Raw genomic sequence first — 25,637 nt, forward strand, 5'->3', positions numbered from 1 at the left:
AGGGATGTATAAATCAAACACGAAATTAGTTCAGTTGTTAAAGGTAAGACTGTTACTATATTTAGAACAAGTTCCATATAAATACAATAACACAATCGAATAAAATTTCTGTTTTTATCCTGATTTTTTAATTAGAGGTTATTATGGCCTTCAATTTGTTACTTATTTAAATCTTTACTAAGACAGAACATGAAAACAAAAAAGAAAGGAACTTTATATTTGAACCGCACCCCAAATGGTAGACACTTTAAAAAAGTGACCCATTTGGGGTTTTTTCTGTTTTCAGACCCCGGTATACTGAACATATCTACTGGAACGGGAGAGGTTGTTATGAGTAAAATCATTTTTAACGAAAATCAACGGCGAACATTGGAAGCGAATCCGAATGTCAAAACGGTCTCGGAGCGAACGATTCAATACACACCTGAATTTAAGGTGAAAGCCGTCAACGAAAACTTGCAAGGCAAAGCACCGTCGCAGATCTTTACAGAAAACGGATTCGACCTGACAGTAATTGGGGCGGACAAACCCAAAGAGACATTGAAACGTTGGCGGAAAACGTTCCGGCTTTATGGCGAAGAAGGATTTTTTGAAGAACGCCGTGGAAAAGGTAGTACCGGCCGCCCTTCTACTAAAGAGCTCTCTGCCGAGAAAAAGCTGGAGAAGGCGGAAGCGCGCATCAAATACCTGGAAGCCGAAAACGAGTTGCTAAAAAAGCTCGAGGCACTCGAAAGGCAGGCGAAGAGACGCAGCTGACCCCATCGGAAAAATTCAAAGCGATCAATGCGGTGGTCCGGAAATTCCAACTGAAGAATTTGATGGAAGCCTTGTGCCAGACAGCGGGGGTCAGTCGAAGTGGCTACTATGCTTGGTTGGAGAACGTGGAACAGCACGCCATTCGCGAAGAACAGGACTACGAAGATTACCTGTTGCTCAAAAGCATCTACGATGCGCATCGTGGGAAAATCGGGTATCGCACTTTTTATATGGCGCTCGCTGAACTGCTCGAAACGCCGATGAATCACAAGAAGGTTCTTCGTCTCATGCGTAAATTCAATCTCTTCGCCAAAATCCGGCGAGCGAATCCCTATAAACAAATCGCTAAAGCTACACAGGAACACACCGTCTGTCCGAATCTCTTAAACCGCGAGTTTAAACAAGATGAACCCGGTAAGGTCTTCGTGACCGATATCACGTACCTGCCAAACCGTTCGGGGCAAATGGCGTATCTATTGCCGTGAAAGATGTCGCCTCCCGGGAAATCGTCGCCTATGAAGTCACGACGACGCTCACGATAGAAATTGTGAACCGCACGTTACAGCAGCTGAAGGAAGCGTTAGATGGCAATGTCCCGCCGGGGCAATTGCCTCGACAACGCCCCCATCAAATCGTTTTTGGGTCACTTTAAAGATGATGTCGAGTTTAAACAAGCAACCAGCCTGGAGGAATTGAAAGGATTGGTGGATGAGTACATGGCGTATTACAACGGAACGCACAAGCAATGGAATCTAAAAAAGATGACTCCGGCACAATACCGAAGTCATCTGATCGCAGCCTAGCTGCAGGGTACCTTTTTTTATAAACTGTCCACTAAATGGGGCTCAGTTCAGAGAAAATTAATGATTTCTCCAGTCAGGGGTTTTTTTGCTATTCAAGCACTCCGTTTCCGGAAAGCTCTTCTTTCTGCATATAGTACACATTTCACGCAGACAAGGATCGACTTGTTTTGATCATCAAAATATTTTCGCGGTTCGACCGCTTTCTTTTTGCATAGGGCACATTTCTTGTTGAAAAACGAGAGCATTTCATAGACTCCTTCTTTGATTTTTTCTATTACCCAATCCCTGCTCTATAAAGAATAATGGGGAGCCAGGAAATCGATGGTCGGCTGATGGTTCAGTTTACAGACGACATTCTGGTTTGCGAATATCCCGGGCATTGTTACCGCAGCTTCTTTTGGAACAGCTTTCAGCCACTTGATGCCGACTGTCCAGTCTGCCAGCTCGACATCTTCTTTGTTTCGCTCGATATTCGGCTGCTTTAATGGCTGGTCCAGTAGCAACGAACCTTCGCCATCCCATTCAAAATCCTTTACCATCACTGCACTTGACGTCACTTCCCCGAAACCGACGTAGCCGTGGCCTTTTAAGTATGCAAGGATGCGGTCTCCAGGCTTCAACTTCTTCATGGAACTGCTGTATCTTTTCCCCTGTCCGGCACTCATAAAGCTGTATTTTCTGCAGTCTTCCCAGCTTCGATGTTCTCCATCACCTACATTGACAAAGTACAAGCCAGACCATGGAACCCCTTTTTCCGATTGGGTTCTGACAGCAACTTCCTGGGGATCCATCAACCAGGTACGGCCAAGAAATTCCTGTTCGCCTTCTTTAAAGAACTTAAAGAAGATGCAGTTGATGTTCAAGTTGTGTTCGGAAGACAAATAGCGGACAATCCTCTCTGAAGATGAATCCAGCTCAGATGCCACGATGACAATACTGTGCTCTTTATTGAGCTCTTCTGGCAAGGCCGATAAAAACCGTTCAGCAAATACATCTGCCAGGCTCTTGTCCAAATAGTTTAAAACAATCGACTCGATTTCTTTGTAGTTAAGGTCTTTCACCCACGACGCATAATCCAATGCCTGCGCCACGACATCCCTCGGCGTTTTGTCTTTTTTCAGCTCCAAAATCACCAGGTTGCCATCTGAGTCCATTGCCAAGAGATCAATTCTGCCGCCATAAGGAGTAGCCACTTGCCGGCCGATAAGCAATAAATCCAAGTCAAGGATACTGATATCTTGCTCAATCCATTTTTCTAACCGATCTTCCTTGTCGAGCTTTGATCTGGATACTTCTTTCAAGCCGTTTGCTTCCACTTTCCACAAGTTCATGTTTATCGTCATTAAGTAAACTCGCCTCTCAATTTGATGATTTTTGGTTTTCTGATCTATAATAGTAGAATATTGTAAATGCTCACTAATCTATTATACCTACTATCCAGTGAATATATACCTCTTCTTTTCTTTCAACGCTTTTTAAGATAAAAGAAAACAGCCACAATTGAAATCAAATGATTTCAAATGTGGCTGTCCATAGATATATATTTAGCTGTTTTTCACTTTGTATATTTTTCAATGATTGCTTGCTTGCTTTACTTGGCTGGCAGTTATCTCACCATTTTCATACTGCTCCAGCAAATTCTGCGTGTACACAGTTGGCTTTCCGCCATCAATAGCTGCCAAGCCAACAGCAAAGCAAATCCCACTCTTTTTTGCGCTCTTCACACAGGTTTGAATTTACTGGTTTCATAAAAACACCCCTTTTGTTTAGTTCGTTACTATTTACATAACTTTTAGTTATCCTTGAACAATCAAATTTATTAAATAGCGTGGTTCCCACAGGTCACAAATAACTTGAAAATACGGCTGAGGCGATAAAGCTTCAGTCATGTAGCATTATTGAGGACCGATACCTTCTTCCATAGGTCATGAGTTATATAGTGATTCTTATTATCAAATGGTAAACTAAGAATGCAGTTACATAAAGTGGATGAGCGGTTGGCACTCCCTTGAGAAAGGGGGTGTTTAGATATGGTGACTTACGATGCTATGAATATGCTATTTCAATTTGGTATATTCCTCACTGCAGCCTTAACAGCGGTAGTGGCAATCATCGCAATTACCATCAACAGAAAAAAGTAACCGCTCTCTCCCTGGCAGGATTGTGGGCGATTACTCTTTAAGGTAAACATTCTCATAATTTGGCCGGCCGCTCTTTTGCGGCATGTACTGCATTGACCGAGTGTAACAGCACTCGGTCTTTTTATATCCATAGTATAGCATACTATTTTTGGGGGAGAAAGCAGAATGCGGGGCAGTTTCTTGTTTTACGATTACTAATTAAGTAGTGGGAATCCAGTTTCTCGCTCAGTGTCTTTAAGAAGTTTAGTCCTTATTAAAATCGTTAAAATATGTCTTAAGATTCCTTTGGTGATTAATCAACTAGTTCTCACTCCATAAGCGACAGAATCCTTTTCAATTCTGCTTCTATCTCCGCCCACTCCGCACCCAAATCCAGAGTCCTTACAACCATCCGATTGCCGCTCATCTGATAATCCTGGTCAGGTGTAATCTCTTCATCAGTCTTAGCATAAAGAATTAGTCCAGAAACATCGCCACTTCCTGACCGATCCCTGTTCTTCACATAAGCAAACATTTGATACAGATTCGCGGAGATCAACGTTCGGCTATTGTATAGCGAGTTGAGCTGCATAGAGCTGCCGTAATACTTGGCATCGATGATTAAAGTTTTTCCACCCTTCGATAAAGTGATGTCCGTCTTCATCGCCGGAAGAAACTCTTTCACCCCATCATCGATGTTCCAGTCAATATAGGAAGCACTCGCCGAGTACTCGGGAAATTCTTTCTTGAAATAATTTAGCAAGAACTTTTCGTATAGCTGATGTATCTGCTGGTCGTCAAGAAACTCCTTCATTTTGTAATCGCCATTTTCAGGATTCATCAGCAGGCCATTAATTACCAGCTGGCAAATGTTAATCAGCATCCTGTAGGTCGCGTTGTTTCGATAATAAGAGACGGTCTTCCATTCAATTGAATTTGGCTCAATCATATCTACGTTTTGGAAATAAAGAAGCAACTTCTGAAGTTCTTTTCGGTGCTCTGCTTTGACTCTTTTATTACGCACCAGCAAGCTCATCGTCGTTTTGATGATTTGATTGTGCAATATATTCTCGGAGAATTCGTCATAATGGCAGACCATGCTTTTCTTCACCAACGTGCTCTCTTTCAGTGAAGTAGTCAAATCAATCTTGCCACGCAGGGTCTTCAGCGTTTCGGTTTGACTGACATAGTCTTTATGAAGTCCGCGCTTGCACTGGTTTGCCACACCTTGTACTAGAATAGCGGCAAATAAATCGTGAATATTACAGAACTCTTCGCCCTCCACACTTTTATAGCCTTCTTCTCGTAAAATCCGGTAAGCATACGAAAGCATATAGTAGACATTTTTAATTTGAATCACTGGATAGCGCCTCGCAGCTTCCCGCTCCATAGCGAAATTTGGGAAGGCTCATCAAACCAGTATTCTGTAATTAAGGGAATCAATTCATATTCCACGACTTCCTTCAGCCAATGTTCATCGATTTCAGTAAGAGATGAGAAATAACTATGTCCGATCCGGAAGCCAGAACCAAGAGCAGTATCATCTGCAATTTCAATGTTCATGGCAATCACGGTTTGTATCAAGCTGTCAAATTTCTTATTTCCAACTTCATTTTGATACTCTTTAAAACCTAAACTTTCAAATGCTGGTTCGAATTCAAAAAACGCAAATCGTCGGCGCAGCGCGTAATCAATCATCGCTAGGCTTCGATCTGCCGTATTCATCATGCCGATAATAAAGACGTTTTCGGGCACTGAAAACTGCTCATCCTCATACAATAAACGCAATTCTTTGCCCCGCTTATCATTTTCAATCAACATCAATAGCTCTCCGAAAATCTTACTTAAATTGCCCCTGTTGATCTCATCAATGATGAAGAAGTACGGCCGATCATCCGGTTCCGCTTTTTTACAGAATTCATAAAACGGACCCTTCACGATAGAAAAGCCGTTTTCACTCGGACGATAGCCCATAATGAAATCTTCATAGCTATAACTTTGGTGGAACTGAACGACTTGTAAACGGCTTTTGTCTTTCTTGCTCATCATCGAATACGCCAGACGTTCCGCTGCATACGTCTTCCCTACTCCTGGTGCCCCAAGCAATATTAAGTTCTTCTTTCTCATCAAAAGGTTTTTCAATGTGTGGTATTTCTCTTTATTGATATACACTTCAGATAGAAAATCCGTCTCAGTATAGTCACTGTATCTAATTTCTTCTTCCTCAAAGGATGGATCGCTGTCATTAAGCACGTCATAAAAATTTCTCTCAAGTTTTTTGTAGTATTCGGTATAGGGCGTAATATCTGTCAGCATCTTCGCAACAGCCTGCCCTTCATGCTCCCATTCACCCTTGTGAGTCCAGTTGACTTTACGAACATGATTGTATTCTTTGCGGGAGACATCATAAAAGTAATCAGAACTCACGATGCCGCGCCCAATGATTTTAGATAGCCCCTTCTTAACAAATATCACATCGCCAACTTTCATCTCATTTGCAAATTGCCATGCTGCATGCCCCGCATTTCTATAGGTGAACTCTTCACCATATATTTCTTTCATCTTATCTTTTATTGCACTCTTCGTGGTATACAACTTCAAATCACCGATTTCTTCTCGCCTAGTGCCCATAATGCCATTTTTGTAAAATTCCTCCCAGTGCTCAGAATCTAAACCTGGTGCATAAATCCAAAAACGCTTCTCTTCCTTTTTCTCATCTCCTGATAGAACAGCTACTGGGATATTTTCATAAGTGCCATTAATAATTTCCTTAATGACCTTATTTTCTTCTTTTTTCACTTTGAAATTGGTTGCTCCTGGATAAGTTAAGATTTCCAGATTCTTCGTACGTTCATCCTCGAGCAATAAAGTTCTTTCAACAACATCTTCTGATAGCTTTTTTTCAATCTTAATATCCACCGCTAAATATGGCTCGTTGTTCAATTGATTGCTGCGTCTGTAAGGATCATCGAGCGCCTCTCTTGTTTCTGGATTGTTAAGAACTCTCCCTGCAGCAATAATTCCACCTCCGGTCCCGGATAACCATATATAAGCCTCATCGCCTTCTTTTATCTGTTTCGTGTATTGATTTACTGCCCATGTAACTTGGTCAAGATCATCGACTGCTCCGACAACATCGTAATATTTAGGATTGCCTTGAAAAATCCAGATAGACGGTTCTTCGCGTTCCTTTAAAAACCTTGCATACAAAATCATTCCATTGGAATATGCTTTATTACCAGCGCTTAAATCCACTTCTCGGAAATTAGGTGCGGCCATGATGTGGTTATGTATCTTAGTGAATTCTTCTAAAGAAGTAATTTCAAACAAATCTGTGGTAGGTATGTTGGGAAGATTTAGTTTGGCGCTGCTATTTTTTAAGGCATTAACATATGCAGTAACTGTATTTTTTTTATAAGGCTCACCGTTTGATTTTTTTTGATGGCTCATCCATTTTTGGAATTGGACCCTTACATTGACATTGCTCATTGTAGAACAGCTCCTCTTCAATTTCACTAACAATAAAATCTAGCTATCACAGCAATTTTAACAGAATTTTTCAATTACTATAAGTTTTAATAACGTCCCTTATCTATTCTGAAAGGAAGTTATCAGTATTAAGTAATTAAATTAGGTAATAAAACACACTATCGATTTCTTCAGTGATACAGTTCTAAAAATCGTGAACCGGTCAATCATCTTTAGAGCAAGTATTCAAATTAGAATAATTCCAATTCGGTCAACGTTAACAATTGCTGTACTTACTTATATTCTTAAAAACAAAATAGTCACAGAAGAATTTCAGAATACTATGGAGGACTTTTAGTTTAGAGTCAATACCTAAAGAAATTTTAAATGCAGTGAAAGTCTTAGATTAAAGAATTAGTTACTAGTTGATTCAGATATTGATCACAACAACTTCTTCATAAAAAACAACCACACATACCCAAGGTTTTAATTGAGTGTTTGTTGTGGTTGTTTTGTTTTTTATTCTTCCCCAAAATAATCCTCGTCCACTTTCTTAATGACAAAAGTCTCTTCATGACTAACGCCGATATTATAAGTAAACATATACTCCGTCAGTGTATCCCCATCGATCAAGATAATTTTCTTATCAATCATTCGCACGAAATCTTTTGCACCATCTGAAAAAGATGAAGTTGTGATAAATACACCTTTTCGAGCACGCTGGCCATCAAGGCTACCAGCAAACTTTTGAATTTCCGGTCGTGTCACCGTATTTTCCCAACGCTTGGCCTGCAGGTAAATCATATCGAGTCCGAGGACATCCTCTTTTATAATTCCATCGATTCCTTCATCACCAGAACGTCCGATTGCCTGGCCGGCATCTTTCATCGAACCGCCATAGCCCATTGCTACAAGAAGATCTACAACAAGTTTTTCAAAGAATAATGGCGTACCGCTTTTCACTTTATCCAGCAAATCTCCTTTAGCTTCTTCTTTTAAAACCTTGTAATTGCTCTCAATTTCTTCTAAAGGTGTACGCTCGATAGCAATAGGAGAAATGACGAGTTCTTTCTGACCGTTCCCTTTGTTTTTAAACTGACGAAACTCCGAAAATTGCATGAGAAATGCATTGTCAATTTCTGTAATGCTAGGATCTGCAAGCAATTCTTTCCCTAGTTCAGTTATTACAAAGACACCTGGACGAATGGTATTCAATAACCCAGCCTTTTTTAGGTAGGTTCTTGTCCATCCTACTCGATTATGTAAAATGCGCTGCTTGCCGCTTGGCAACATTTCTTCTCGCTCTTGTTCAGTAAGATTAAATTCATCAGCAAGGCGAATGTATGATTCTCGTAGTGAGTGCTCTTGTCCGTCTTCAAGCATATTTAAGAATGGATACATGAATTCTTGGTAGCCTGGAATGGCCATGCTAATACCTCTCTTCTCTTTATTAATATATCTAGCGCACGTGTGAAATGCTTAGCAGAAATTACATTCTGAGAGATTTAGTGATATGTAAATCGTTATTGAATATGATATTATTGTATATACTATTATACATTTAGGTTAGGGTCAGTGGTCGGTTCGATTCCGACTATAGTCATACCAACTTTGGTTTTAATCGCCTTCTTAACACTAATGAGATATCTAAGCTATAGTTTACTAGCTAAAGCTGAAGTGTCAAAAAAGGAGGGAATGCCTATGAAGTCAAGGTTCTTTAAGGAATCTATAGTACTACTAGCATCTATGATTGAGACCATCTGGGCGATAACTGTTGGGTACTTAGCAGGTTATGCCCTGACCTAAGTGTATAAGTCTTTTTTTATGATGTCATTAAAAAGCAGCTTTCAAAATTATTAAAAGCCATTATCGATTAAGTCATGGACTTACCGATAATGGCTTTCATATTTTCTATTCTTTTATTTTAACATTAAAGCAATTCTTTTCCTAACTAGTTCCAAAACATCCCACAGATTAATCTAGTTAACCCCCAAAGCCTTATAAACCGCATCCACATGATCCGAATAAAACACAGGCTGCACTTTCACCAACAAGTCAGGTGGTACCGTCTGCAAAACCATGACCGATGCAGCTGGAATCAAGACTTTCTTGACTCCTGCATCCACACACACCTGCAATACATTGGCGAACTCTTCTACTTTCGCAATCGTTCCGCCAACGGTCATATTTCCAATGACGATGGTGCTTTCCTGGACAGGTTTATCGAGTGCCCCGGAACAAAGGCCGATCAATTCGGCGATTGCCAGTTCATCGGTAAGGCCAATTCCTTGAAGATCACTGATAGGCATCAGATAATCCTTCGTTTTGATAGCGATGGTATGACTGATGCTTTTGCTGTTTGCTGTAAAGAAACGGAATGCAGTATCTAAGCTTTCTCTCGTCTCTCGTGAAGAACTTACACCGGATTTATCAAACTTTCCTGTTCCGCTCACCACTTCATTTTCGAGTTTATAGACACCAATTTTACACCCCGTTTAGTTTTGTAGATAGATTCATTACAATAAGGTCTTATCAAAGCAAAAATACTGGGAGAAAAAATTAGATTTTCAATATTCTCTTACCTTCTCTTTAACCTACTTTTTCTCCTATTCCATCAGCCGATCATCCCTAACCGGCTCAATCCCAAGCCCTTCCAGCTGCACCCAAAGACTCTCCAATGCTTTCGGCTTATCAAAGTAAAACTCTCTACCCCGGACTCTCCAGAATTTCCATCCTGTACGTTCCAAGGATTCCTGGCGTTTCATGTCTTCTTCGAATTTTCAGGGCTGTGCCATTTTTCTCCGTCGCACTCGACGGCTAGACGGTCACGGAGACCTTCAATGACCAGATTGATTCGGTATTGGCCAACTTTGACCTGTGGTGTGACTTTATAACCTTTTGCCAAAATCATGCGTAGAACATCAACTTCAAACGGTGAGTCGCATAATTCTTCCAGGTTTTGCACTTCCATATTTACACGAGTTGGATTTTGGCAATAGCTTAATAGACTATAGCGCAAATTCATAGAATTCAGTTCTTCCAAATCCACTGAGTGGTATAACCTCATTTGGTTTTTCGTCCGGCTGGCAGCTACGTTAAACCTTTGCTTGTCCGAGGTTTTCGTCAAAGGCATAACTCTGCGGTTCGGGACAGTGTAAGCGTCCAATAGATGGCGGTTTGCAGGTTTATTCGGTGAAAAAAGAATGGCATGAGCTTGGCCTAACTGAAATCTCTACAGTATACGGCCGGCCGATTCGTCTCTATAACGCAGAACGCACGTTGTGTGACATATTCAGGCAGCGAAGCAAGGTGGATGCAGATTTACTGAACGACAGCATGAAGCGCTATTTAGCACGGAAAGAAAAGAATGTCCCCCAGCTGTTGCGCTACGCTGAACAGTTGCGGGTATCTACCCCGATTCGAAAATATGTGGAGATTCTGCTATAAAACATAGCACTGAAAGCACAAAAGGGCACTCTACGGAATACTGCGTAGAGTGCCTTACTTTTTGTACTTTAGTCTAACAATGGAGGTGCAGTTCAAAGAAGATGGCTTTCCTTTTTCCGATTCCTGTATCCTTGGTTCCTCATATATAATGAGACAATTATTTATTCTTGCCGTGTTAATATCATTGGAACCTAGTTAGATTTTCTTTTCACCAATCCAAATTTCATCTATTTCACTAAAGTGATGCATCTTTAATACATTACGTACTTGTAATTCTGTTTTAAAAGATTCAATTTATTGCTCATATGCTTTCAACTTAGGCTCAATAACTATAGTTGAGTAATTAATTTTCGATTTCAAGAATAGCCTCGATTTCTTCTTGAATCTCTCTATTCACCAAAAGTGAACGTTTTTTTCTCAACTCAAGATCCATTTCTTGGTCAATGAAATTATTCGTATGTTTGTCAAAACAATTAAAACAAATAGAGTAAAAGTCTTTTTTCTCTTTCTTTAAAAAATTAAATTCCCACGTTTCAAGTTCCAAATAACTTACTTTATCTTTCGTTTCTTTTCCACATAATTCGCAAGTTGTTTTCATTATAAAAAAACCCTTTCATACATCTACCTTTTATTTTTTTCTAGTTGGCGATCTTTAATTCTTTTTAAGCGCCCATGATATTTCAATATATTCGCTTGTGATTGTTTGGCCTCTTCGCTAGTAGGCTGCAAGTTGGCAATATCCCAGTATTTAATAACGACATCCAATACTTGGTCAAAGTATTGTAGGGGTCCATAATTCGTATCTATTGCAATGGTTTTCATTCTCTCGTTAAAGTCTGGCATGACGGCACCTGGCATAGAGAAATTAATAATTACCTTCTCAAAATAAACAATGAAATTCGGATCAAGTTCAAGATGTGCTTTCACTGTGTCGCGATAGAATGCATAATGAAGTGCTTCGTCTTTCGCTACACGTCGAAGTAATGTTGCTAAATCTTTGTCGTAATCACCCGCTACCTTAGCTACATTATTATAAAAGACTAGTGTAGCTAACTCTTGCAAAGTAGTATAAGCCATTGTTGCTAGAGGATTAGTGAAATCGGGAAACCAACCACTTTCAACTACTCGTTTTCTTAATTGATGCAATCTTACGGGATCTACGTTTCGGGTCACCAATAAATACGTTTCAAGTAAGTTAGAGTGCTGGTCTTCTTCAGCCGTCCAAGTGCGTACGAAATCATTTATTACTTCCATTGAATTTTTAAATGTATAATCCAAATGCGAAGTATACCAAGGTAAATTTACTTCTGTAAGTAATGCTGTTTCTACCGCGATAATTACACCTTCTGGAAGAGTTACTTGACTCTCATCCCAAGGAACTCGTTTAAAGGACATGGCCTTGTCCCATGGAATAAATTCGTGGTAGCTCCAGTCAATATTTGCAGAACGTTCCTTATGTAATTGATATAATTCTTTAATGCGCGGTTCTAAGCGTATATCCAAATCTGAATTTAACATTATCTTTTCTCCTTTAGGTGTTTTTCTAACTTTAAACCCTTTGAATTTTTTAACAAATTATAATTTTAGAACATTGGTGTAACCTTCAAGTAGGATAGATCAATTTTTCACAAATTCGGTTTTTTAACTTTTATTAAATATAGACATTCGTCTATTGTTTAACTAAATCCCTATAGTAATTTTTTTATAGACGCTGGCTTAGCTCCTAATGTCTTCTGACTTTAACAGATTCGACAATAGAGCAATTATGTTCGAATAAATATCTTTCATATTATTCGCATAATCCAGTCCCTATTCATTATATAAATAATTACTAAACAATATAATAACACAGTGGGAATCCTTTCGTAAGAAAAGCCGCCCATTATATGGACGGCTAATGCTTTCACATAAATTGAACTGATGATCTTTCGTTACCAATCAAGTAAAGGAAACACCTCAGCGCCGGCGCGTCCACGGGCTAGGCGACCGAAGCGGTGAATGAAATGATGATTCTTATGATTAATCTATAGTTCACCTCTATTGACTCAAGCTTTCCAAGGCTTAACCTCAATAACTCTATCCACATTAGCAACTTCTTTCTCATCAGCCGACCTCTTCGACCAAATCGTCGCGAGGATCGGTCCGGAAATATTATGCCAGATCGCACCCCAGACGCTTGGAAGTGCAGCAAGTGGACTGAAATGGGCTGTGGCCAGGGCGACGCCCAAGCCGGAATTCTGCATGCCCACTTCGAGCGAGATGGCGCGGCGGTCCGTTTCGTTGAGCCCCATCGCCATAGCTGTCAGATAACCCAGCAATAAGCCGAAGCCATTATGCAAAAAGACGGCCAGGAATACGATGAAGCCTGAACTGATGACATTTTGCGCATTGGCAGCTGTGACGGCTGAAACAATGATCAAAATGGCGGCAACGGAAATGAGCGGTACGATGGAAATGCTTTTGGCGACTGCTTTCGGGAAAAACCGTTGCACCAGAATACCCAGCGCGATCGGAATGATGATCACTTGGACGATCGACAAGAACATAGACACTGGGTTTACCGGAAGCCATTGGCCGGCCAGCAGCAATAGCAAAAGCGGCGTCATGATAGGTGCCATCAAGGTCGATAACGAGGTCATCGCAACGGATAGCGCAAGATTTCCTTTGGCCAGATAGACCATGACATTGGATGCCGTCCCGCCTGGAACGCTTCCAAGGAGCACAAGGCCTGCCGCCAGTTCAGCTGGCAGTTTCAATAGATAGGCGATGCCGAATGCTACAAATGGCATGATCAAAAACTGCGCCGCTACCCCGATGATGACTGGGAGCGGACTTTTGAAGATGATTTTAAAATCGACGGGTTTCAGCGTCAAGCCCATTCCGAACATGACGACACCCAGGAGAATCGTAATATAGCTGCCGAAGCCAAGGAATGCTGACGGGAAGAAAAAGGCCAGCAACGCGATCAGGATGACCCAAAAAGCAAAGTATTTTCCAGCGACTGCACTAATTGACTGCATTATTTTCATCGGGTCGTCTCCTTCTTGTCCACATTGATGTTTTTTCCGGGATTCAATAAATTATTCGGATCCAGCGCAGCTTTTATTTTTTCCATGACGTCCAGCGCTGCTCCGTGTTCTTGTTGCTGGTATTTTTTCTTGCCGATGCCGACACCGTGTTCACCGGTGCAGGTACCGCCGCGTTCAAGCGCGTAGATTACGATGCGTTCATTGAACTCCTGGGCTTTAGCCACTTCTTCGGGGTTGTTCATATCCATCATGATGAGCGCATGGAAGTTGCCGTCGCCGACATGCCCCACGATGCCACCCGGCAAACCGAGTTCCATCAAATTTTCCCGTGCATGATTGACCGCTCCTGCCAGTTCAGAAATGGGCAGGCAGACATCCGTCACCATCATTTTCTTGCCGGGATACCCATGGATATACGCATAGGCCAAGGTATGGCGTGCTTCCCATAGCAAGATACGCGCTGCGGTATCGGTTTCAAATGCCACCTCTTCACATGCATGCCCTTGGACGATTTCCTCCATAAATTCCACGTCTTGGCGCAGTCCCGCTTCATTGCCGTGAAACTCCAGAAACAGCGTTGGCCCCTCCGTATAAGCGGTATCGTTATATTTATTGACTTGTTTCATGGATTGCTCATCTACGAGTTCAACGCGGGCGATCGGAATGCCCGCCTGCAAAATCGATACGACGGCTTCGACAGCATCTTTGACCGTTGGAAATGACGCGCGGGCTGCTGTAATAAATTCAGGTATGCCATAAACACGAAGCGTCATTTCAGTAAAGCAGCCGAGCGTTCCTTCTGAACCGACAAACAACCCATTCAAGTGAAGGCCCGATGAAGATTTTGCTGCCTTGTTTCCGGTATGGATGAGGCTCCCATCAGCCAACACCACTTCCAAATCCCGTACTTGGTCACGCATAACCCCGTATTTAACAGACGTGGTGCCACTGGCATTGGTGGCGGCCATTCCGCCAAGTGTCGCATCCGCTCCAGGATCTACAGTGAAAAACAAGCCGTACTTCTTCAATTCCTTATTCAGCTGGGTCCGTGTCACACCAGGCTGTACCGTCACGAGAAAGTCTTCTTCAAAAACCTCCAGCACTTTGTTCATCAATGAAAAATCGATGGTGATGCCTCCGCTTTGCGGGATGACATGTCCCTCTAAACTGGAGCCGAGACCGAACGGGATAACGGGAATCTGATAATGCGTCGAAATCTTCATGATTTCAGAAACCTGTTCTTTGGTTTCTGGGAAAACGACAATATCCGGCAGCTCCATTTTATGATAGGATTCGTCTTTGCCATGCAATTCCTTAACGGTTTCATTTATGCTGATCTGCTCTAATTTCAAGTGTTCCTTTAAGCTTTCAAGGATCTGTTCTTGATTGTCGATTGGCATGTTGTATCGCTCCTTTAGTGATTTTTGATCTAATAAAATATGAAATTAATTTCCCTGTGAAATTGGTCCAACCAATTAACCTAATTATACATAATACTCTGAAAAGTACAATGTGTATTTTCAGACATTTGCGAACATATTATGTATGATAATGGAAAGCTTAAAAACAAGTAGGCGGGGAGAGAATCTTTTTGAATCCTAAGAAACGAATTTATGAATTGATTGTGGAACAAATAAATATGATTTGCCTGGAACAGAATTTACAGCCCGGCGATCGGCTTCCTTCCGAACGGGACTTGGCCAGTCTATTTGGTGTCAGCCGAAATTCAGTCAGAGAAGCGTTGAAAGACCTGGAAAGTAAAGGCGTCATCGAAACCCGACAAGGCGGCGGAAGCTTTCTTGCACCGTCCAAACGGGATGTGCTCGGTACTGAGCTTCGCACCCACATCGACGAGACCCATACCCAGTTGATCGACGAAATGCTTGAACTGCGGAGGGCTTTCGAAGTCGAAGCCGTTTCCCTCGCAGCACAACGGGCCACTGCTGAAAATTTGGAAGCCATCAGACGTGTGCTGTCCCAAATGGCCGAAGCTGTAGACGATCCGGAAATGGGCGTTCAGGCAGATTTGGATTTTCATCTGCAGGTGGCCTATGCGACCAAAAACCAATTATTGATCGATTTGATGGAAACCCTCGCCAAGCGGATGGAAGAAAATATCCGGGCAACCCGCAGCCAGCGGTTTACTGATAAGGGCCGCCATCAGGATACTCTCAAAGAGCACGAAGAGATTTACCTCGCCATCGCAGACGGCAACAGCGATTTAGCGAAGCAATTGATGGAGAAGCATATCTCCCGGATTCGATTGGAGCTGTATAGAGCTACTTAATATATGATTGAGATGTCTCCCTCAATCCTACCCAATATAAAAAAGCGTCGATTTCTGGTGAAATCGACGCTTGAGCTTGTAGATAAAAGAATATTGATGTCATTTAAAGAATGTATATACATTTCATCCTGTTTATACCGGATCCTGCGCTTCAGGCGGACGCTTTCCACGGGCTCGCGCCGAACTAACTCGGACTGGCGCCCGAGTGGATTTCGGCACTTCGTCGCTTCGCTGCTCCCGCAGGAGTCGCCGCCTTGCGCTACGGATCCTTGAGTGAAGAGTTTACAAGATTTGCAGGGATTACATTTACTGATATTGACTAGTAAGCTTCTCTCTTTGATTGAAGCAACACGCTCCCAAGCGGGCTGGCCACGAAGACTCCTGTGGGACAGCGAAAGCTGAAGACCCCGCAGGAAAGGCATTGGCCGAAACTTATGAGGCCAAGCCTTTGCGACGAAGCTAGCGCAGCGATGCAGGAGCATGGGTTTTCCAGTGACGAGGAGGCTGAAGCTGAGCCCATGGAAAGCGAAGTGGCCGGACCGGTTGGGGATTATGCACCGCCATACATTTTGGTCAAACTTTGTCTACAGTCTGAAGCGTCGATTTCTAGTGAAATCGACGCTTTTCAGCATACACTTATGTGAATATCTTATTTCAATCTTTCCAAAAACTCTTCTTCATTTTCAGCGCCCATATGATCTATGGCACTTAAACCATCCGGTCCTGGCAAAGCAGGGTCGGCTCCGTTTTCCACCAGCACCAGTGCCATGTCATCGTCTCCATACATAACGGCTGACCCTAAAACGGTCGAATAGTCATCCGTCGAGTTGGGATCTGCTCCAGCATCTAGCAAAGCTGTAACGATGGCCGGATCTCCAGAATAAATGGCATACATCAAGGCGTCCGATCCTTCGGAATCCGTAGCATGGATATCTTCTCCGTCTGCGAGGGCTTGTTCGACGCCTGCCATATCCCCTATGGAAGCAGCTGTCATGAGTGCTGTTTCATTTTCTACGCCAAAATCTTCTTCATAGAAGCTTTCATCTATATCCGTTGCGAATTGTGAAAAGGCGAAGGCGCCCCCTGCAAAAAGAGCGACCGTCAGGAAGTAAGCTCCCCCCAGCACACCCACCATCAACGCAGCGCCAAGGACGATTTTGCCGTGGTCCGGTTCATAGAATTTCATATCACTGTTGTCGAATTGCCCAATCGCCTGTACACGCTTCGGCAGGCGCGGATGCGTCGACAAGACTTCGCTCAACCAGACTACCGCGTTGGATTCCGTCGCAATCTGTTCAAGATAGGCATCTTCGTTCACTTCCATATACGTCTTCTTGCCGATTCCAAGAAGCGTCAATGCCCGCTTCGCCGCTGACGCGTTCTGGATGGTGAAAGCAGCATGACGGTCGCATGTATATTCACATGACCGGCTATACGCTTGGCTGAGGAATGGAATAAACCCAGCCGGCAGGATCAACAGGTTTTTCCAAACGTGGCGCCGCTTCACATGGGCCAGTTCGTGGGCGATGATAAAGTCCAGTTCCTCCTGCCCCTGCTCACGCGCCAGTTCAAATACTTCGGAATACAAGACGACCATATCGCGACCGAAGAAACGGGTAGCAAAAGCATTCAATGCCCCTTCTGATTGGATGACAAAAACATCCGGCACTTTCTTCAATTCCATTTGTTTCGCCAATGTCTGTACGCGTTCATAGACATCCGGAAATTGCCGCTCGTGGACACGGACCCCATTGCCACGGATCGAACCGAGCATAACGGCGTTTGCGAACAGCATAACGACGAAAATTGTAATGGCGATCGCAATACCGATGATGGATACGACTGCTGCTGCATAGATAAGAATGCTGAAAAATAAACTAATGAAAAAATATACGTTTTCTCTGTGTGATTGAATAGCTGTTTTATCCATCTCTTACTTCCTCTCAATTTGGAATATATTACATATAATAGCACATGGCACCTATTTATGGATGGTGAATTTTCGTTAGTACTCAATTTTATTTTCCCGGCTAAGTCACGCTCTAATTGGAGGCGTTAAACAAACAACCACCCCCTTCACTTGCGAAGGGGGTGGTTGATACCTTTTCTTTATTTAGCTCAGAATAGCTATGCATTCTCCTGTTTTAAGCTTTCAATAATAGTGTCGTTTTTGATTTTGGCGGTTGCATAAAGCATCGCTGCTCCGACAATCAGGAATATCATCAAGACCACAAAGAGGATGCTCATCCAAGGAAGCGTGAAGCCGTATTGGAATGTATAGCCGAGTGACCAGTGCATGGCGAACATGACGGCAATACTCAGCGGCAGTCCGATCGCCAATGCTTTCACACCATAAAAAAGGCTTTCGTAGCGGATCATCTTCGTAAATCCTTTCGGCGTCATCCCGACCGACCTCAACATCGCAAACTCCCGTTTTCGGAGCGAAATGCTCGTGGAGATGGTATTAAAGATATTGGCGATGGAAATGAGCGAGATCAAGGTGATGAAGCCGTATGTGAAAACGGACATCAGCAAAATCATCTGCTCTTCCTGCTGGCGCTGCCGGTATACGTTTTGGACTTGGATCGTCATGTCATTCTGTTCTTCAATCGCTTCTTGTGTCGCGATTGGATCGGTGCTCATGGCATAAATCGAATGCATGAATTGATCGTCCGTGAGCTTCAGTTGTTCAAAGGCTTTTTCAGGGATGATGACATTCAATCCTCCTAGAACCGCCGTCTCTACACCCATCGGAACTTCATTGGTCAATGCTGCAATTTCAAATGTACTTAACCGTTCTTTTTCAGCTGGCTCGCCTGCCTCGTCATAAGGTTGGCTATACAAGTCAATTGCATCCCCGACATCACTCAGGATGGTTTTGGTTTGAACGAATTGGCCGGACGCGGCATCTTCAAAAGACACTTGATCAATGACGATTGCTTTCAGACTGCCCTGGCCGAAAGTTTCCGCATTCATCCCGAGCTTTTTCGCATAAACTTCAAAACTTGCATCGTCCAGGCCGTGGATATCGACATAGTATCGGAACTTTCCATCTTCAAGTGCTACTTCGCCGGTTTCCAATTGCGCAGCCAAACGTTCTGGCAGCCGTTCTGGTTCAATCAGCGCTTCTGCCCATGTGCTTTTGATCATTGTGGCTTCGGTGACATGCTGCAATTGGCGGTATTTGGGCAGGTCGCTTTCTCCGACACCATTTCCGCTGATCTGCAGGTCGTATTGGGAATCACTGCGCACCATTTCCATGGATTGTTTCAAGCCGTCGGTAAAATACGTCACCGACAAAAATAGGACGATGCTGATGACCAGTGAAAACACAAGGGCTAAGTAGCGTTTGCGGTTGCGCTTGGCATTCTTCAAGCCGATTTCCGCTTCCAGGCCAAAAATTTTCCGCACCCACTTGGATGTTTTAAGATTTTCCCCTGACAATTTGATGTCTTCTGTTTGGCGGATGGCATCGATGGCGGAAATTTTCGCTGCTTTTTTTGCAGGGAGATAAGTCGAAATGAAAATGGTCAGAATCGAAATGCCACAAGAGAGCAGCAATGAAGATGGCGTGACGACCAACTCGAGCTTTTCAGAGATATTGAGTGCGTCTTCAATGAACGTATTGATGAAGACAAAAGTCAGGCTAATGCCACCAAACCCTGCCAACAATCCGATGGGTATACTGATCGCCCCAATCACCGCTCCTTCAAAAAAGACGGAATTGCGCTTTTGCTTTTTTGTTGCTCCGACGCTCGACAGCATGCCCAGATGCCTTGCACGCTCAGAAACACTGATGGCGAAAGCATTATAGATCAATGCCACCGAACCGATGAGAATGACCGCCATGATGATTGTTGCCAATGAAAACAGCGTAAGCCGCAAACGATCATTGCCGGTCACGCCATAATAGCGCAGCAGGTCCGAATTGAATTCAACCTTTTCAATGCCGTTATCATCTGCGAAAGTTTTTGCATGGTCAAACAGTTCTGTTTTGAGCTTGGAGACGACAACGAAAGCGTCGAATGTTTCGCTTTCATCTAGTTTGTTTTTGTCTATAAAACCGACCACCGTATAGCCGGGCGACCAAGCCGGTTCCCACTCCGGGCGATCGAGTATTCCTGTAATCGTCACCGTTTTCGTTTCCAGGTTGTCGAGTTTTTCGAAGGACTGGCCATCGCTGATCTGCAGGGAGTCGGTTTGTGTCAACACTTTCCCTTCGACCTCGTGGATTCGTTGGCCTATTTCAACCGTCAGTTGGTCTCCGATTTGAACAGGCATTTCAATATTTTCCTGGATCACTGATGAGATGGCGATTTCCTCTTCAGAAGCCGGCAATCGTCCTTCTGAAACCGTCATCGGAAATTGTGCCAAGCCCTGTTCGTCATAGTTTTGGAAATACAGGTAGGGCTTGTAAGCATTCGTTGAACCTTCCAGGGTTGCATAGCCGCCGCTTGAGAGGATTACCTTTTCGGTATCGCCATCCTGTTCGATGGCCTGGATTTGTTGTTTATTCACATGTTCATATTGGACATGCCATTCTCCGTTTTTCGAAATCTCCTGGCGGACCATAAGATCCAGAAACGATACACCGAGCGTGGTCACCGCTGCAATCATCGCAACGGAAATGATGACGCCGATGATGGTCACAAGTGAGCGGCGTTTGTTCTGCCGCATATGCCGGATGGTTACTTTATTGATGATGTTCATGGCCGGATGACCTCATCTTTTGCAATTTTCCCATCAACTATGGATATGATGCGGTCAGCTTGCAACGCGATGCGTTCATCGTGGGTGATGACAATCAAGGTCTGCTTGTACATCTTGTTGAACAGCTTCAGCAATTCCATGATTTCTTCGCTGTTTTTACTGTCAAGGTTGCCGGTCGGCTCGTCCGCCAGCATAATCGCTGGGTTGCTGATAAGTGCACGCCCAATCGAGACACGTTGTTGTTGTCCCCCCGAGAGCTGATTCGGCAAATGGGACAGCCGTTTGTCCAGCCCCAGCACTTCAATGATTCTGTCAAAATGCGCCGGATCCACTTGTTGTTCATCCAACAGCATAGGCAAGGTGACATTTTCTTCAACCGTTAAAATCGGTATCAAATTATAGAATTGGTAGATCAAACCGATTTGCCGGCGCCTGAAAATGGCCAGCTGTGTTTCATCCAAGTTGTAAATGTCAGTTTGGTCGATCCATACGCTTCCGCTTGTTGGCCGATCGACACCGCCCAGCATATGGAGCAAAGTCGATTTGCCGGAACCGGACGGGCCGATGATACAGACGAATTCGCCTTTGTTCACCGTAAACGATACGTCGTCCAGTGCTATCACCGCCGTCTCGCCTGTACCGTATATTTTTGATAATTTTTTCACTTCAACAATTGTCATGCGGTAAACCTCCCTAAATTCTATTTCTAAGTTTAGTATAGATAGGCCACATGACTGCCCGGTGACTCGCAAGTGACAATCCAGTCACTTAAGAAAACAAGAGAAAAAGCAGGCAATGGGCTAAATCACCTGCTTGTAGAATTTAATGTGAAATGAGGTACCCATGTCCGGCTCACTTTTCACTTCGATGTCACCTTGTTGGCTGGTGATGATGCTGTACGCCATCGCAAGTCCGATGCCGACACTGTCATCTCCTGCATTTTTGCCTTTATAAAAGCGTTTGAAAATATGGGGCAAGTCCTGTTTCAGGATGCCGCAGCCATTGTCAGCTATCGTAATTTCGGTATAAAGTGCGTTTTCTTTATAACCGATCGACAGCTTCCCTCCCGCTGGAGTATGTTCGACACAGTTTTTCAAGATATTGATCAGCGCTTCGGCGGTCCAGTTCAGATCCCCTGAAAAAGCAGTTTGGGGGTTTCCTTCTATCTCCACCTGCAACCCTTTGATATCCAGCGGCACGAGCAATGGTTCAACCGATTTATCGATGAGAAGCGGCAGGGCTATCTGTTCTTTTTTGAACACAATGGTACCGGCATCGATTTTCGAAAGCTTGAGCAGCGACGACACGAGCCAATCCATCCGCTCCAGCTGAACACGCAGATTGCGGGTGAATTCAGCGCGCTTTTCTTCATCAAGCCGGCTGTCGCGCAATAAATCCGACATGACCATCATGGATGTCAGCGGGGTTTTCAATTGATGGGAAATATCCGAAATGGCATCCGTCAGTTTTTCTTTGTCTTCACGGAGAAGCGTGCCGTGTTCGGAAAGCCGATTCGTCACTTTGTAAATTTGGCTTTTCAGCAGGCTCAATTCACCTTCTGTGTTGTCACGGACATCCAGTTGAAAATCGCCATTGCTGATTTTTTGCAGGTACCCCGACAGCTTTTTGATTTCCCGGTAGCGCCACCACGTAAAAACGACGGCAGTCATGATCAATAAAAAAGATACAATGGCAATGCTCCAAGCTGCCGCAGCAGATATGAAAACAGCGGTTATAATCGCGGCTGAGGCGCTGATGACAAGGAGTACCATCAGGAATAATTGGATTTCCCGGTTGCGCAGCATTTCAGTCACCCGCCTTATAGCCCATGCCCCGCACGGTCTTAATCAGGGTTGGCTGTTGGGGGTCGTCTTCTAGTTTTTCGCGCAGTCGCTTGATATAGACCGTCAACGTATTGTCGTTGACGAAATCCCCGCCGACATCCCAAATCCGGTCGAGCAACTGTGCCCTTGTAAGAACCTGGCCAAGATGATTGGCGAAGATCAGCAGCAGCCGGTATTCCAAAGCTGTCAATAGAACTTCATCGGATCCTTTATGGACTTTTCCGTTTGCCGTGTCCACTTGGACGTCCCCGATTCGGATGGCCGTTTTCGGCTGCTTCTCCCGCTTGTAGCGGCGCAGCACCGAATTGATGCGTGACTGAAGTTCACGGACCCGGAACGGCTTGGTGATGTAATCATCCGCTCCCATATCCAACCCCATCACGACATTCACTTCATCATCGAACGCCGTCAAAAAAATGACCGGTATGTCGCCTTGTTCTTTCACCAGTGCGCATAAATCATAGCCACTGCCGTCCGGCAACGACAGATCGAGCAAACACAAACCAATGTCCTTATGCTGTTCTCTGATGACTTTCTCAGCATCTGCCGCTGTGTGGCACAGGATGGTTCCGTAGCCTTCCTGCTGCAGGGAATACGTCAATCCGGATGCGATGGTGCGATCGTCTTCGACCACTAAAATGTTCATATGGTTTCCCCTATCATCTAATTTATCTTGTTTTTCAGTTAACCGGCTGAAATGAATCCTTCTGAATCTACGATACAGGCTTTTGCATTCCATGACCAGAGACTGGTTGAAATTTACAGCAAGGTTGATCCCGCTTATGGGTTAGTTTCTTTGCCTGGGGATTGGTACTTTTTGTGATGACTTGCAGAAACGGATTGGCTGTAGTAAGATTTCTAAAGTAAATATCCATCAATCCCCATCTGTATAACCTTAAGAATATGGCTTAAGGGTCTCTACCAGGAACCGCAAAATCCTGATTACAGAAAACGATCCGTTCGTTTTTTGTAATCAGGATTTTTTTGTGTTTTCTGACAGGGATCTTTAGAGCCATTTTTTTATTCTATTTTCGAAAGGAAGCGTATGAGCACATGAATTTTAAAGTCTATATTTTAGCACTGGCCACAGTCGCTGTCGGACTCGTGGAACTTATTGTAGGAGGCATCTTGCCGACGATCGCAGAGGAGTTCGGCGTCTCGTTAAGTTCAGCCGGACAGTTGATCACCGTATTTGCGTTGATCTACGCTATTGCCGGACCTGTTTTACTGGTGGCGACCAGCCGATTTGAGCGAAAGAAAGTTTATTTGATTTCCTTGTTCATCTTTTTCCTCGGCAATATCCTGACGTTTTTCAGTCCAGACTTTACGTGGATGATGATCGCGCGCGTATTGACCGCAGCGAGTACCGCACTCATTGTCGTCTTGTCGTTGACCATTGCGGCGAAAATCGTCGAGCCGCCTTACCGCGCAAAAGCGATCGGCCTGATTTTCATGGGCATCAGTTCGTCACTCGTCCTCGGCGTTCCGCTCGGCATCCTTGTTTCCGATGCCTTCGGATGGCGTGTGATTTTCCTTGGTATCGCGGCATTGTCCGTCGGTTCGATGGTTCTTATTGCGAAGTACATCCAGCCAATTCCCGGTGGTGCGGCTATTCCGCTTAAACAGCAGTTAAAAGCAGTGGCGAGTGCCAAAATCGGTACCGCCCATCTCGCGACGATGTTCATGCTTGCCGGACATTACACCGTTTACGCCTACTTCACGCCATTTCTTGAGACCAACCTGCAGTTGAGCTCGTTCTGGGTCAGCGTCTGTTACCTGGTGTTCGGGATTGCGGCAGTCAGCGGCGGTGCAATCGGCGGCACCATGTCCGATTCAATCGGCTCAAAAAGGAGCATCATCATCGTCATTTCAGCTTTTGCAGCTGTATTATTCCTGCTTCCGCTGACAACGTTCTCGCTGATTGTATTCCTTCCGGTGATGGTCATTTGGGCAGCACTGAGCTGGAGCCTGGCTCCGCCTCAGCAAAGCTATTTGATCGAAACCGACCCGGCCACGTCGGACATTCAGCAAAGCTTCAATAACTCCGCCCTGCAGATCGGCATCGCCTTAGGTTCTGCCATCGGCGGAGTCACCTTGACCCAAACCGGTTCGGTATCAAGCACCGCTTGGGTTGGTGCTGTCATCGTACTGATTGCTCTTGCCTGTGCCGTCTTTTCACTAACGCGCCCGGCAATTGACCGCAATGGGCAAAAGGCTGACAATCGGAAACTCAATGCCGGTTATGAGCAAAATTAACGCAGCCAGCTAAAACCCCCGATGAAATCAATTGATTTCATCGGGGGTTTTTTTATGCTTCCATCATCATTTTTTCCGATTCGGGAACATAAAATCCAAAGGCGATTTTTTCTTTTTACGCAAAATGCCTTTTTCTTTCGCTTCTTTCAGCCACTCGGGAAATTCGTTCAGCATTTGATTGTACAGCTCTTCATCCGTCACTTGATCGATATCAAGGACATGGAAAAAATTCGCGTTGTCCACGAAGCGGCCTTCCATCGTATCCAACTTTCTCAAGACATCGAAGTTCGAATCGCCGATGCCGATGAATTGCCAAAAGATCGGCTGAGTGGACGATTCCACAATGAATTTCTTGATACCGGCTTTACAGCCGCCGTCATTGATGAAAACCAGAAAAACCGGCACATCGCTCGGCTCTTCTTTCGTATACTTCTCGATGACGTCTTTCATCACTTTCGGTTCGTCGTTCCGACCATATTTATGGACCTCATCATTGGACAGGATGTTTTTCTCCACATAGCCCATGAAAATCTCTTCCGTCGCTGCCGGCAATCGGGAAAATTCGTTATCGTACACCCAGACATCCAATTCCCCATCATCATCAAACTGGCTCGCTACCGCCAGTACCCTCTCGACAACTTCCTGCACGACACCGTCACGATACAGCTTCCGCATCGATCCGGTAATATCCAACACAATACCGACTTTCGCCACAACACCTGTTAACTTCTTTTTCTCCAGCACGATGCTGGCCGTTTTCTTTTTCAGGGAAATCGTACTCATCAAATGGCCTCCTCAAGTCATAATGACTTCAGTATATCGAAGATTTTAAAAATAAAAAGTAAATATTGGAAATGATTAAATGTAAATATTAATTTCTAATCAGTATGTTAATCAGTAAAGTAAATTAGATTACG

At 44.0% G+C, this 25,637-nt stretch carries 20 protein-coding genes, 2 pseudogenes and 1 riboswitch; of the genes and pseudogenes, 6 read left to right on the forward strand and 16 right to left on the reverse strand.

Annotation, left to right across the window (positions count from 1 at the left end):
* Positions 1–330 precede the first annotated feature (330 nt).
* A pseudogene (locus tag Q0785_RS06880) lies at positions 331–1,559 on the forward strand (IS3 family transposase).
* Between the two features lie 290 nt (positions 1,560–1,849).
* Here Q0785_RS06880 and Q0785_RS06885 read toward each other — a convergent pair.
* Positions 1,850–2,902: an endonuclease NucS domain-containing protein gene (locus Q0785_RS06885; protein ID WP_298827527.1), complete on the reverse strand. Its 1,053-nt coding sequence runs from the start codon at positions 2,900–2,902 to the stop codon at positions 1,850–1,852.
* 687 nt (positions 2,903–3,589) lie between these two features.
* Between Q0785_RS06885 and Q0785_RS06890 the strand changes: the two genes are divergently transcribed.
* Positions 3,590–3,700: a putative holin-like toxin gene (locus Q0785_RS06890; protein ID WP_298827530.1), complete on the forward strand. Its 111-nt coding sequence runs from the start codon at positions 3,590–3,592 to the stop codon at positions 3,698–3,700.
* A 307-nt stretch (positions 3,701–4,007) separates the two neighbouring features.
* On the opposite strand, the gene mcrC is transcribed toward Q0785_RS06890, so the two are convergent.
* From mcrC to Q0785_RS20365, 5 genes and pseudogenes are all read right to left on the reverse strand, one after another.
* Positions 4,008–5,039 carry a 5-methylcytosine-specific restriction endonuclease system specificity protein McrC gene (gene mcrC, locus Q0785_RS06895; RefSeq protein WP_298827532.1) on the reverse strand — a complete coding sequence of 344 codons (1,032 nt, stop codon included), beginning with the start codon at positions 5,037–5,039 and terminating at the stop codon, positions 4,008–4,010.
* Positions 5,036–7,168: an AAA family ATPase gene (locus tag Q0785_RS06900; protein ID WP_298827535.1), complete on the reverse strand. Its 2,133-nt coding sequence runs from the start codon at positions 7,166–7,168 to the stop codon at positions 5,036–5,038. Before Q0785_RS06900 ends, mcrC begins: the two co-directional genes overlap by 4 nt.
* A 498-nt stretch (positions 7,169–7,666) precedes the next feature.
* On the reverse strand, positions 7,667–8,575 hold the full coding sequence (locus Q0785_RS06905) for a restriction endonuclease (protein ID WP_298827538.1): 909 nt from the start codon (positions 8,573–8,575) through the stop codon (positions 7,667–7,669).
* Positions 8,576–9,126: 551 nt separating this feature from the next.
* Positions 9,127–9,456, reverse strand: coding sequence for a hypothetical protein (locus Q0785_RS06910; RefSeq protein WP_366522829.1), 330 nt, complete (start codon positions 9,454–9,456; stop codon positions 9,127–9,129).
* Between the two features lie 297 nt (positions 9,457–9,753).
* Positions 9,754–10,280, reverse strand: a pseudogene (locus tag Q0785_RS20365) (DUF559 domain-containing protein).
* Positions 10,281–10,339: 59 nt separating this feature from the next.
* Between Q0785_RS20365 and Q0785_RS06920 the strand changes: the two are divergent.
* Positions 10,340–10,594 carry a hypothetical protein gene (locus tag Q0785_RS06920; RefSeq protein ID WP_298827541.1) on the forward strand — a complete coding sequence of 85 codons (255 nt, stop codon included), beginning with the start codon at positions 10,340–10,342 and terminating at the stop codon, positions 10,592–10,594.
* Positions 10,595–10,937: 343 nt separating this feature from the next.
* On the opposite strand, the gene Q0785_RS06925 is transcribed toward Q0785_RS06920, so the two are convergent.
* The 4 genes from Q0785_RS06925 to Q0785_RS06940 form a co-directional block, all read right to left on the reverse strand.
* Complete coding sequence (locus Q0785_RS06925; RefSeq protein WP_223643523.1) at positions 10,938–11,192, reverse strand: hypothetical protein; 255 nt, start codon at positions 11,190–11,192, stop codon at positions 10,938–10,940.
* A gap of 23 nt (positions 11,193–11,215) precedes the next feature.
* On the reverse strand, positions 11,216–12,112 hold the full coding sequence (locus tag Q0785_RS06930) for an acyl-ACP desaturase (protein ID WP_223643525.1): 897 nt from the start codon (positions 12,110–12,112) through the stop codon (positions 11,216–11,218).
* A 527-nt stretch (positions 12,113–12,639) separates the two neighbouring features.
* Positions 12,640–13,623, reverse strand: a complete 984-nt coding sequence (locus tag Q0785_RS06935; protein WP_298827551.1) for a bile acid:sodium symporter family protein — start codon at positions 13,621–13,623, stop codon at positions 12,640–12,642.
* The gene (locus Q0785_RS06940; RefSeq protein WP_298827554.1) at positions 13,620–15,023 is read right to left on the reverse strand and encodes an FAD-linked oxidase C-terminal domain-containing protein; all 1,404 of its coding nucleotides are present in this window, start codon (positions 15,021–15,023) and stop codon (positions 13,620–13,622) included. Before Q0785_RS06940 ends, Q0785_RS06935 begins: the two co-directional genes overlap by 4 nt.
* A gap of 191 nt (positions 15,024–15,214) precedes the next feature.
* Here Q0785_RS06940 and Q0785_RS06945 point away from each other — a divergent pair, with 191 nt between their 5' ends.
* On the forward strand, positions 15,215–15,910 hold the full coding sequence (locus Q0785_RS06945; RefSeq protein ID WP_298827559.1) for a FadR/GntR family transcriptional regulator: 696 nt from the start codon (positions 15,215–15,217) through the stop codon (positions 15,908–15,910).
* A gap of 518 nt (positions 15,911–16,428) precedes the next feature.
* Positions 16,429–16,554 carry a hypothetical protein gene (locus tag Q0785_RS06950; RefSeq protein WP_298827562.1) on the forward strand — a complete coding sequence of 42 codons (126 nt, stop codon included), beginning with the start codon at positions 16,429–16,431 and terminating at the stop codon, positions 16,552–16,554.
* 5 nt (positions 16,555–16,559) lie between these two features.
* Here Q0785_RS06950 and Q0785_RS06955 read toward each other — a convergent pair whose 3' ends face one another.
* The 5 genes from Q0785_RS06955 to Q0785_RS06975 form a co-directional block, all read right to left on the reverse strand.
* On the reverse strand, positions 16,560–17,840 hold the full coding sequence (locus tag Q0785_RS06955; protein ID WP_298827564.1) for a M48 family metallopeptidase: 1,281 nt from the start codon (positions 17,838–17,840) through the stop codon (positions 16,560–16,562).
* 197 nt (positions 17,841–18,037) lie between these two features.
* Positions 18,038–20,620, reverse strand: coding sequence for an ABC transporter permease (locus Q0785_RS06960; RefSeq protein ID WP_298827566.1), 2,583 nt, complete (start codon positions 20,618–20,620; stop codon positions 18,038–18,040).
* Complete coding sequence (locus Q0785_RS06965; RefSeq protein ID WP_298827568.1) at positions 20,617–21,300, reverse strand: ABC transporter ATP-binding protein; 684 nt, start codon at positions 21,298–21,300, stop codon at positions 20,617–20,619. Before Q0785_RS06965 ends, Q0785_RS06960 begins: the two co-directional genes overlap by 4 nt.
* A 120-nt stretch (positions 21,301–21,420) precedes the next feature.
* Complete coding sequence (locus Q0785_RS06970; RefSeq protein ID WP_298827571.1) at positions 21,421–22,425, reverse strand: HAMP domain-containing sensor histidine kinase; 1,005 nt, start codon at positions 22,423–22,425, stop codon at positions 21,421–21,423.
* A 1-nt stretch (position 22,426) separates the two neighbouring features.
* Complete coding sequence (locus tag Q0785_RS06975) at positions 22,427–23,110, reverse strand: response regulator transcription factor (RefSeq protein ID WP_223632346.1); 684 nt, start codon at positions 23,108–23,110, stop codon at positions 22,427–22,429.
* 219 nt (positions 23,111–23,329) lie between these two features.
* Positions 23,330–23,429: riboswitch (purine riboswitch) on the forward strand.
* Positions 23,430–23,517: 88 nt separating this feature from the next.
* On the opposite strand from Q0785_RS06975, the gene Q0785_RS06980 reads away from it, so the two are divergent.
* Positions 23,518–24,720 (forward strand): MFS transporter, encoded by a 1,203-nt coding sequence (locus Q0785_RS06980; protein ID WP_223632349.1) that lies wholly within the window; start codon positions 23,518–23,520, stop codon positions 24,718–24,720.
* 66 nt (positions 24,721–24,786) lie between these two features.
* Here Q0785_RS06980 and Q0785_RS06985 read toward each other — a convergent pair whose 3' ends face one another.
* Entirely contained in the window at positions 24,787–25,503 is a 717-nt protein-coding gene (locus tag Q0785_RS06985) for a VWA domain-containing protein (RefSeq protein ID WP_223632351.1), read from the reverse strand.
* Between the last annotated feature and the right edge of the window lie 134 nt (positions 25,504–25,637).

Source organism: uncultured Planococcus sp. (genome assembly GCF_947501725.1).
Lineage (GTDB): Bacteria > Bacillota > Bacilli > Bacillales_A > Planococcaceae > Planococcus > Planococcus donghaensis_C.

What these genes read in the sequence shown, in the direction of transcription:
- Q0785_RS06885 (WP_298827527.1), bottom strand. Translation starts at nt 2,902, where the DNA reads ATGACGATAAACATGAACTTGTGGAAAGTGGAAGCAAACGGCTTGAAA.
- Q0785_RS06890 (WP_298827530.1), top strand. Translation starts at nt 3,590, where the DNA reads ATGGTGACTTACGATGCTATGAATATGCTATTTCAATTTGGTATATTC.
- Q0785_RS06900 (WP_298827535.1), bottom strand. Translation starts at nt 7,168, where the DNA reads ATGAGCAATGTCAATGTAAGGGTCCAATTCCAAAAATGGATGAGCCAT.
- Q0785_RS06905 (WP_298827538.1), bottom strand. Translation starts at nt 8,575, where the DNA reads ATGGCCATTCCAGGCTACCAAGAATTCATGTATCCATTCTTAAATATG.
- Q0785_RS06910 (WP_366522829.1), bottom strand. Translation starts at nt 9,456, where the DNA reads ATGCCTATCAGTGATCTTCAAGGAATTGGCCTTACCGATGAACTGGCA.
- Q0785_RS06925 (WP_223643523.1), bottom strand. Translation starts at nt 11,192, where the DNA reads ATGAAAACAACTTGCGAATTATGTGGAAAAGAAACGAAAGATAAAGTA.
- Q0785_RS06930 (WP_223643525.1), bottom strand. Translation starts at nt 12,112, where the DNA reads ATGTTAAATTCAGATTTGGATATACGCTTAGAACCGCGCATTAAAGAA.
- Q0785_RS06935 (WP_298827551.1), bottom strand. Translation starts at nt 13,623, where the DNA reads ATGAAAATAATGCAGTCAATTAGTGCAGTCGCTGGAAAATACTTTGCT.
- Q0785_RS06940 (WP_298827554.1), bottom strand. Translation starts at nt 15,023, where the DNA reads ATGCCAATCGACAATCAAGAACAGATCCTTGAAAGCTTAAAGGAACAC.
- Q0785_RS06950 (WP_298827562.1), top strand. Translation starts at nt 16,429, where the DNA reads ATGGAAAGCGAAGTGGCCGGACCGGTTGGGGATTATGCACCGCCATAC.
- Q0785_RS06955 (WP_298827564.1), bottom strand. Translation starts at nt 17,840, where the DNA reads ATGGATAAAACAGCTATTCAATCACACAGAGAAAACGTATATTTTTTC.
- Q0785_RS06960 (WP_298827566.1), bottom strand. Translation starts at nt 20,620, where the DNA reads ATGAACATCATCAATAAAGTAACCATCCGGCATATGCGGCAGAACAAA.
- Q0785_RS06965 (WP_298827568.1), bottom strand. Translation starts at nt 21,300, where the DNA reads ATGACAATTGTTGAAGTGAAAAAATTATCAAAAATATACGGTACAGGC.
- Q0785_RS06970 (WP_298827571.1), bottom strand. Translation starts at nt 22,425, where the DNA reads ATGCTGCGCAACCGGGAAATCCAATTATTCCTGATGGTACTCCTTGTC.
- Q0785_RS06975 (WP_223632346.1), bottom strand. Translation starts at nt 23,110, where the DNA reads ATGAACATTTTAGTGGTCGAAGACGATCGCACCATCGCATCCGGATTG.
- Q0785_RS06980 (WP_223632349.1), top strand. Translation starts at nt 23,518, where the DNA reads ATGAATTTTAAAGTCTATATTTTAGCACTGGCCACAGTCGCTGTCGGA.
- Q0785_RS06985 (WP_223632351.1), bottom strand. Translation starts at nt 25,503, where the DNA reads ATGAGTACGATTTCCCTGAAAAAGAAAACGGCCAGCATCGTGCTGGAG.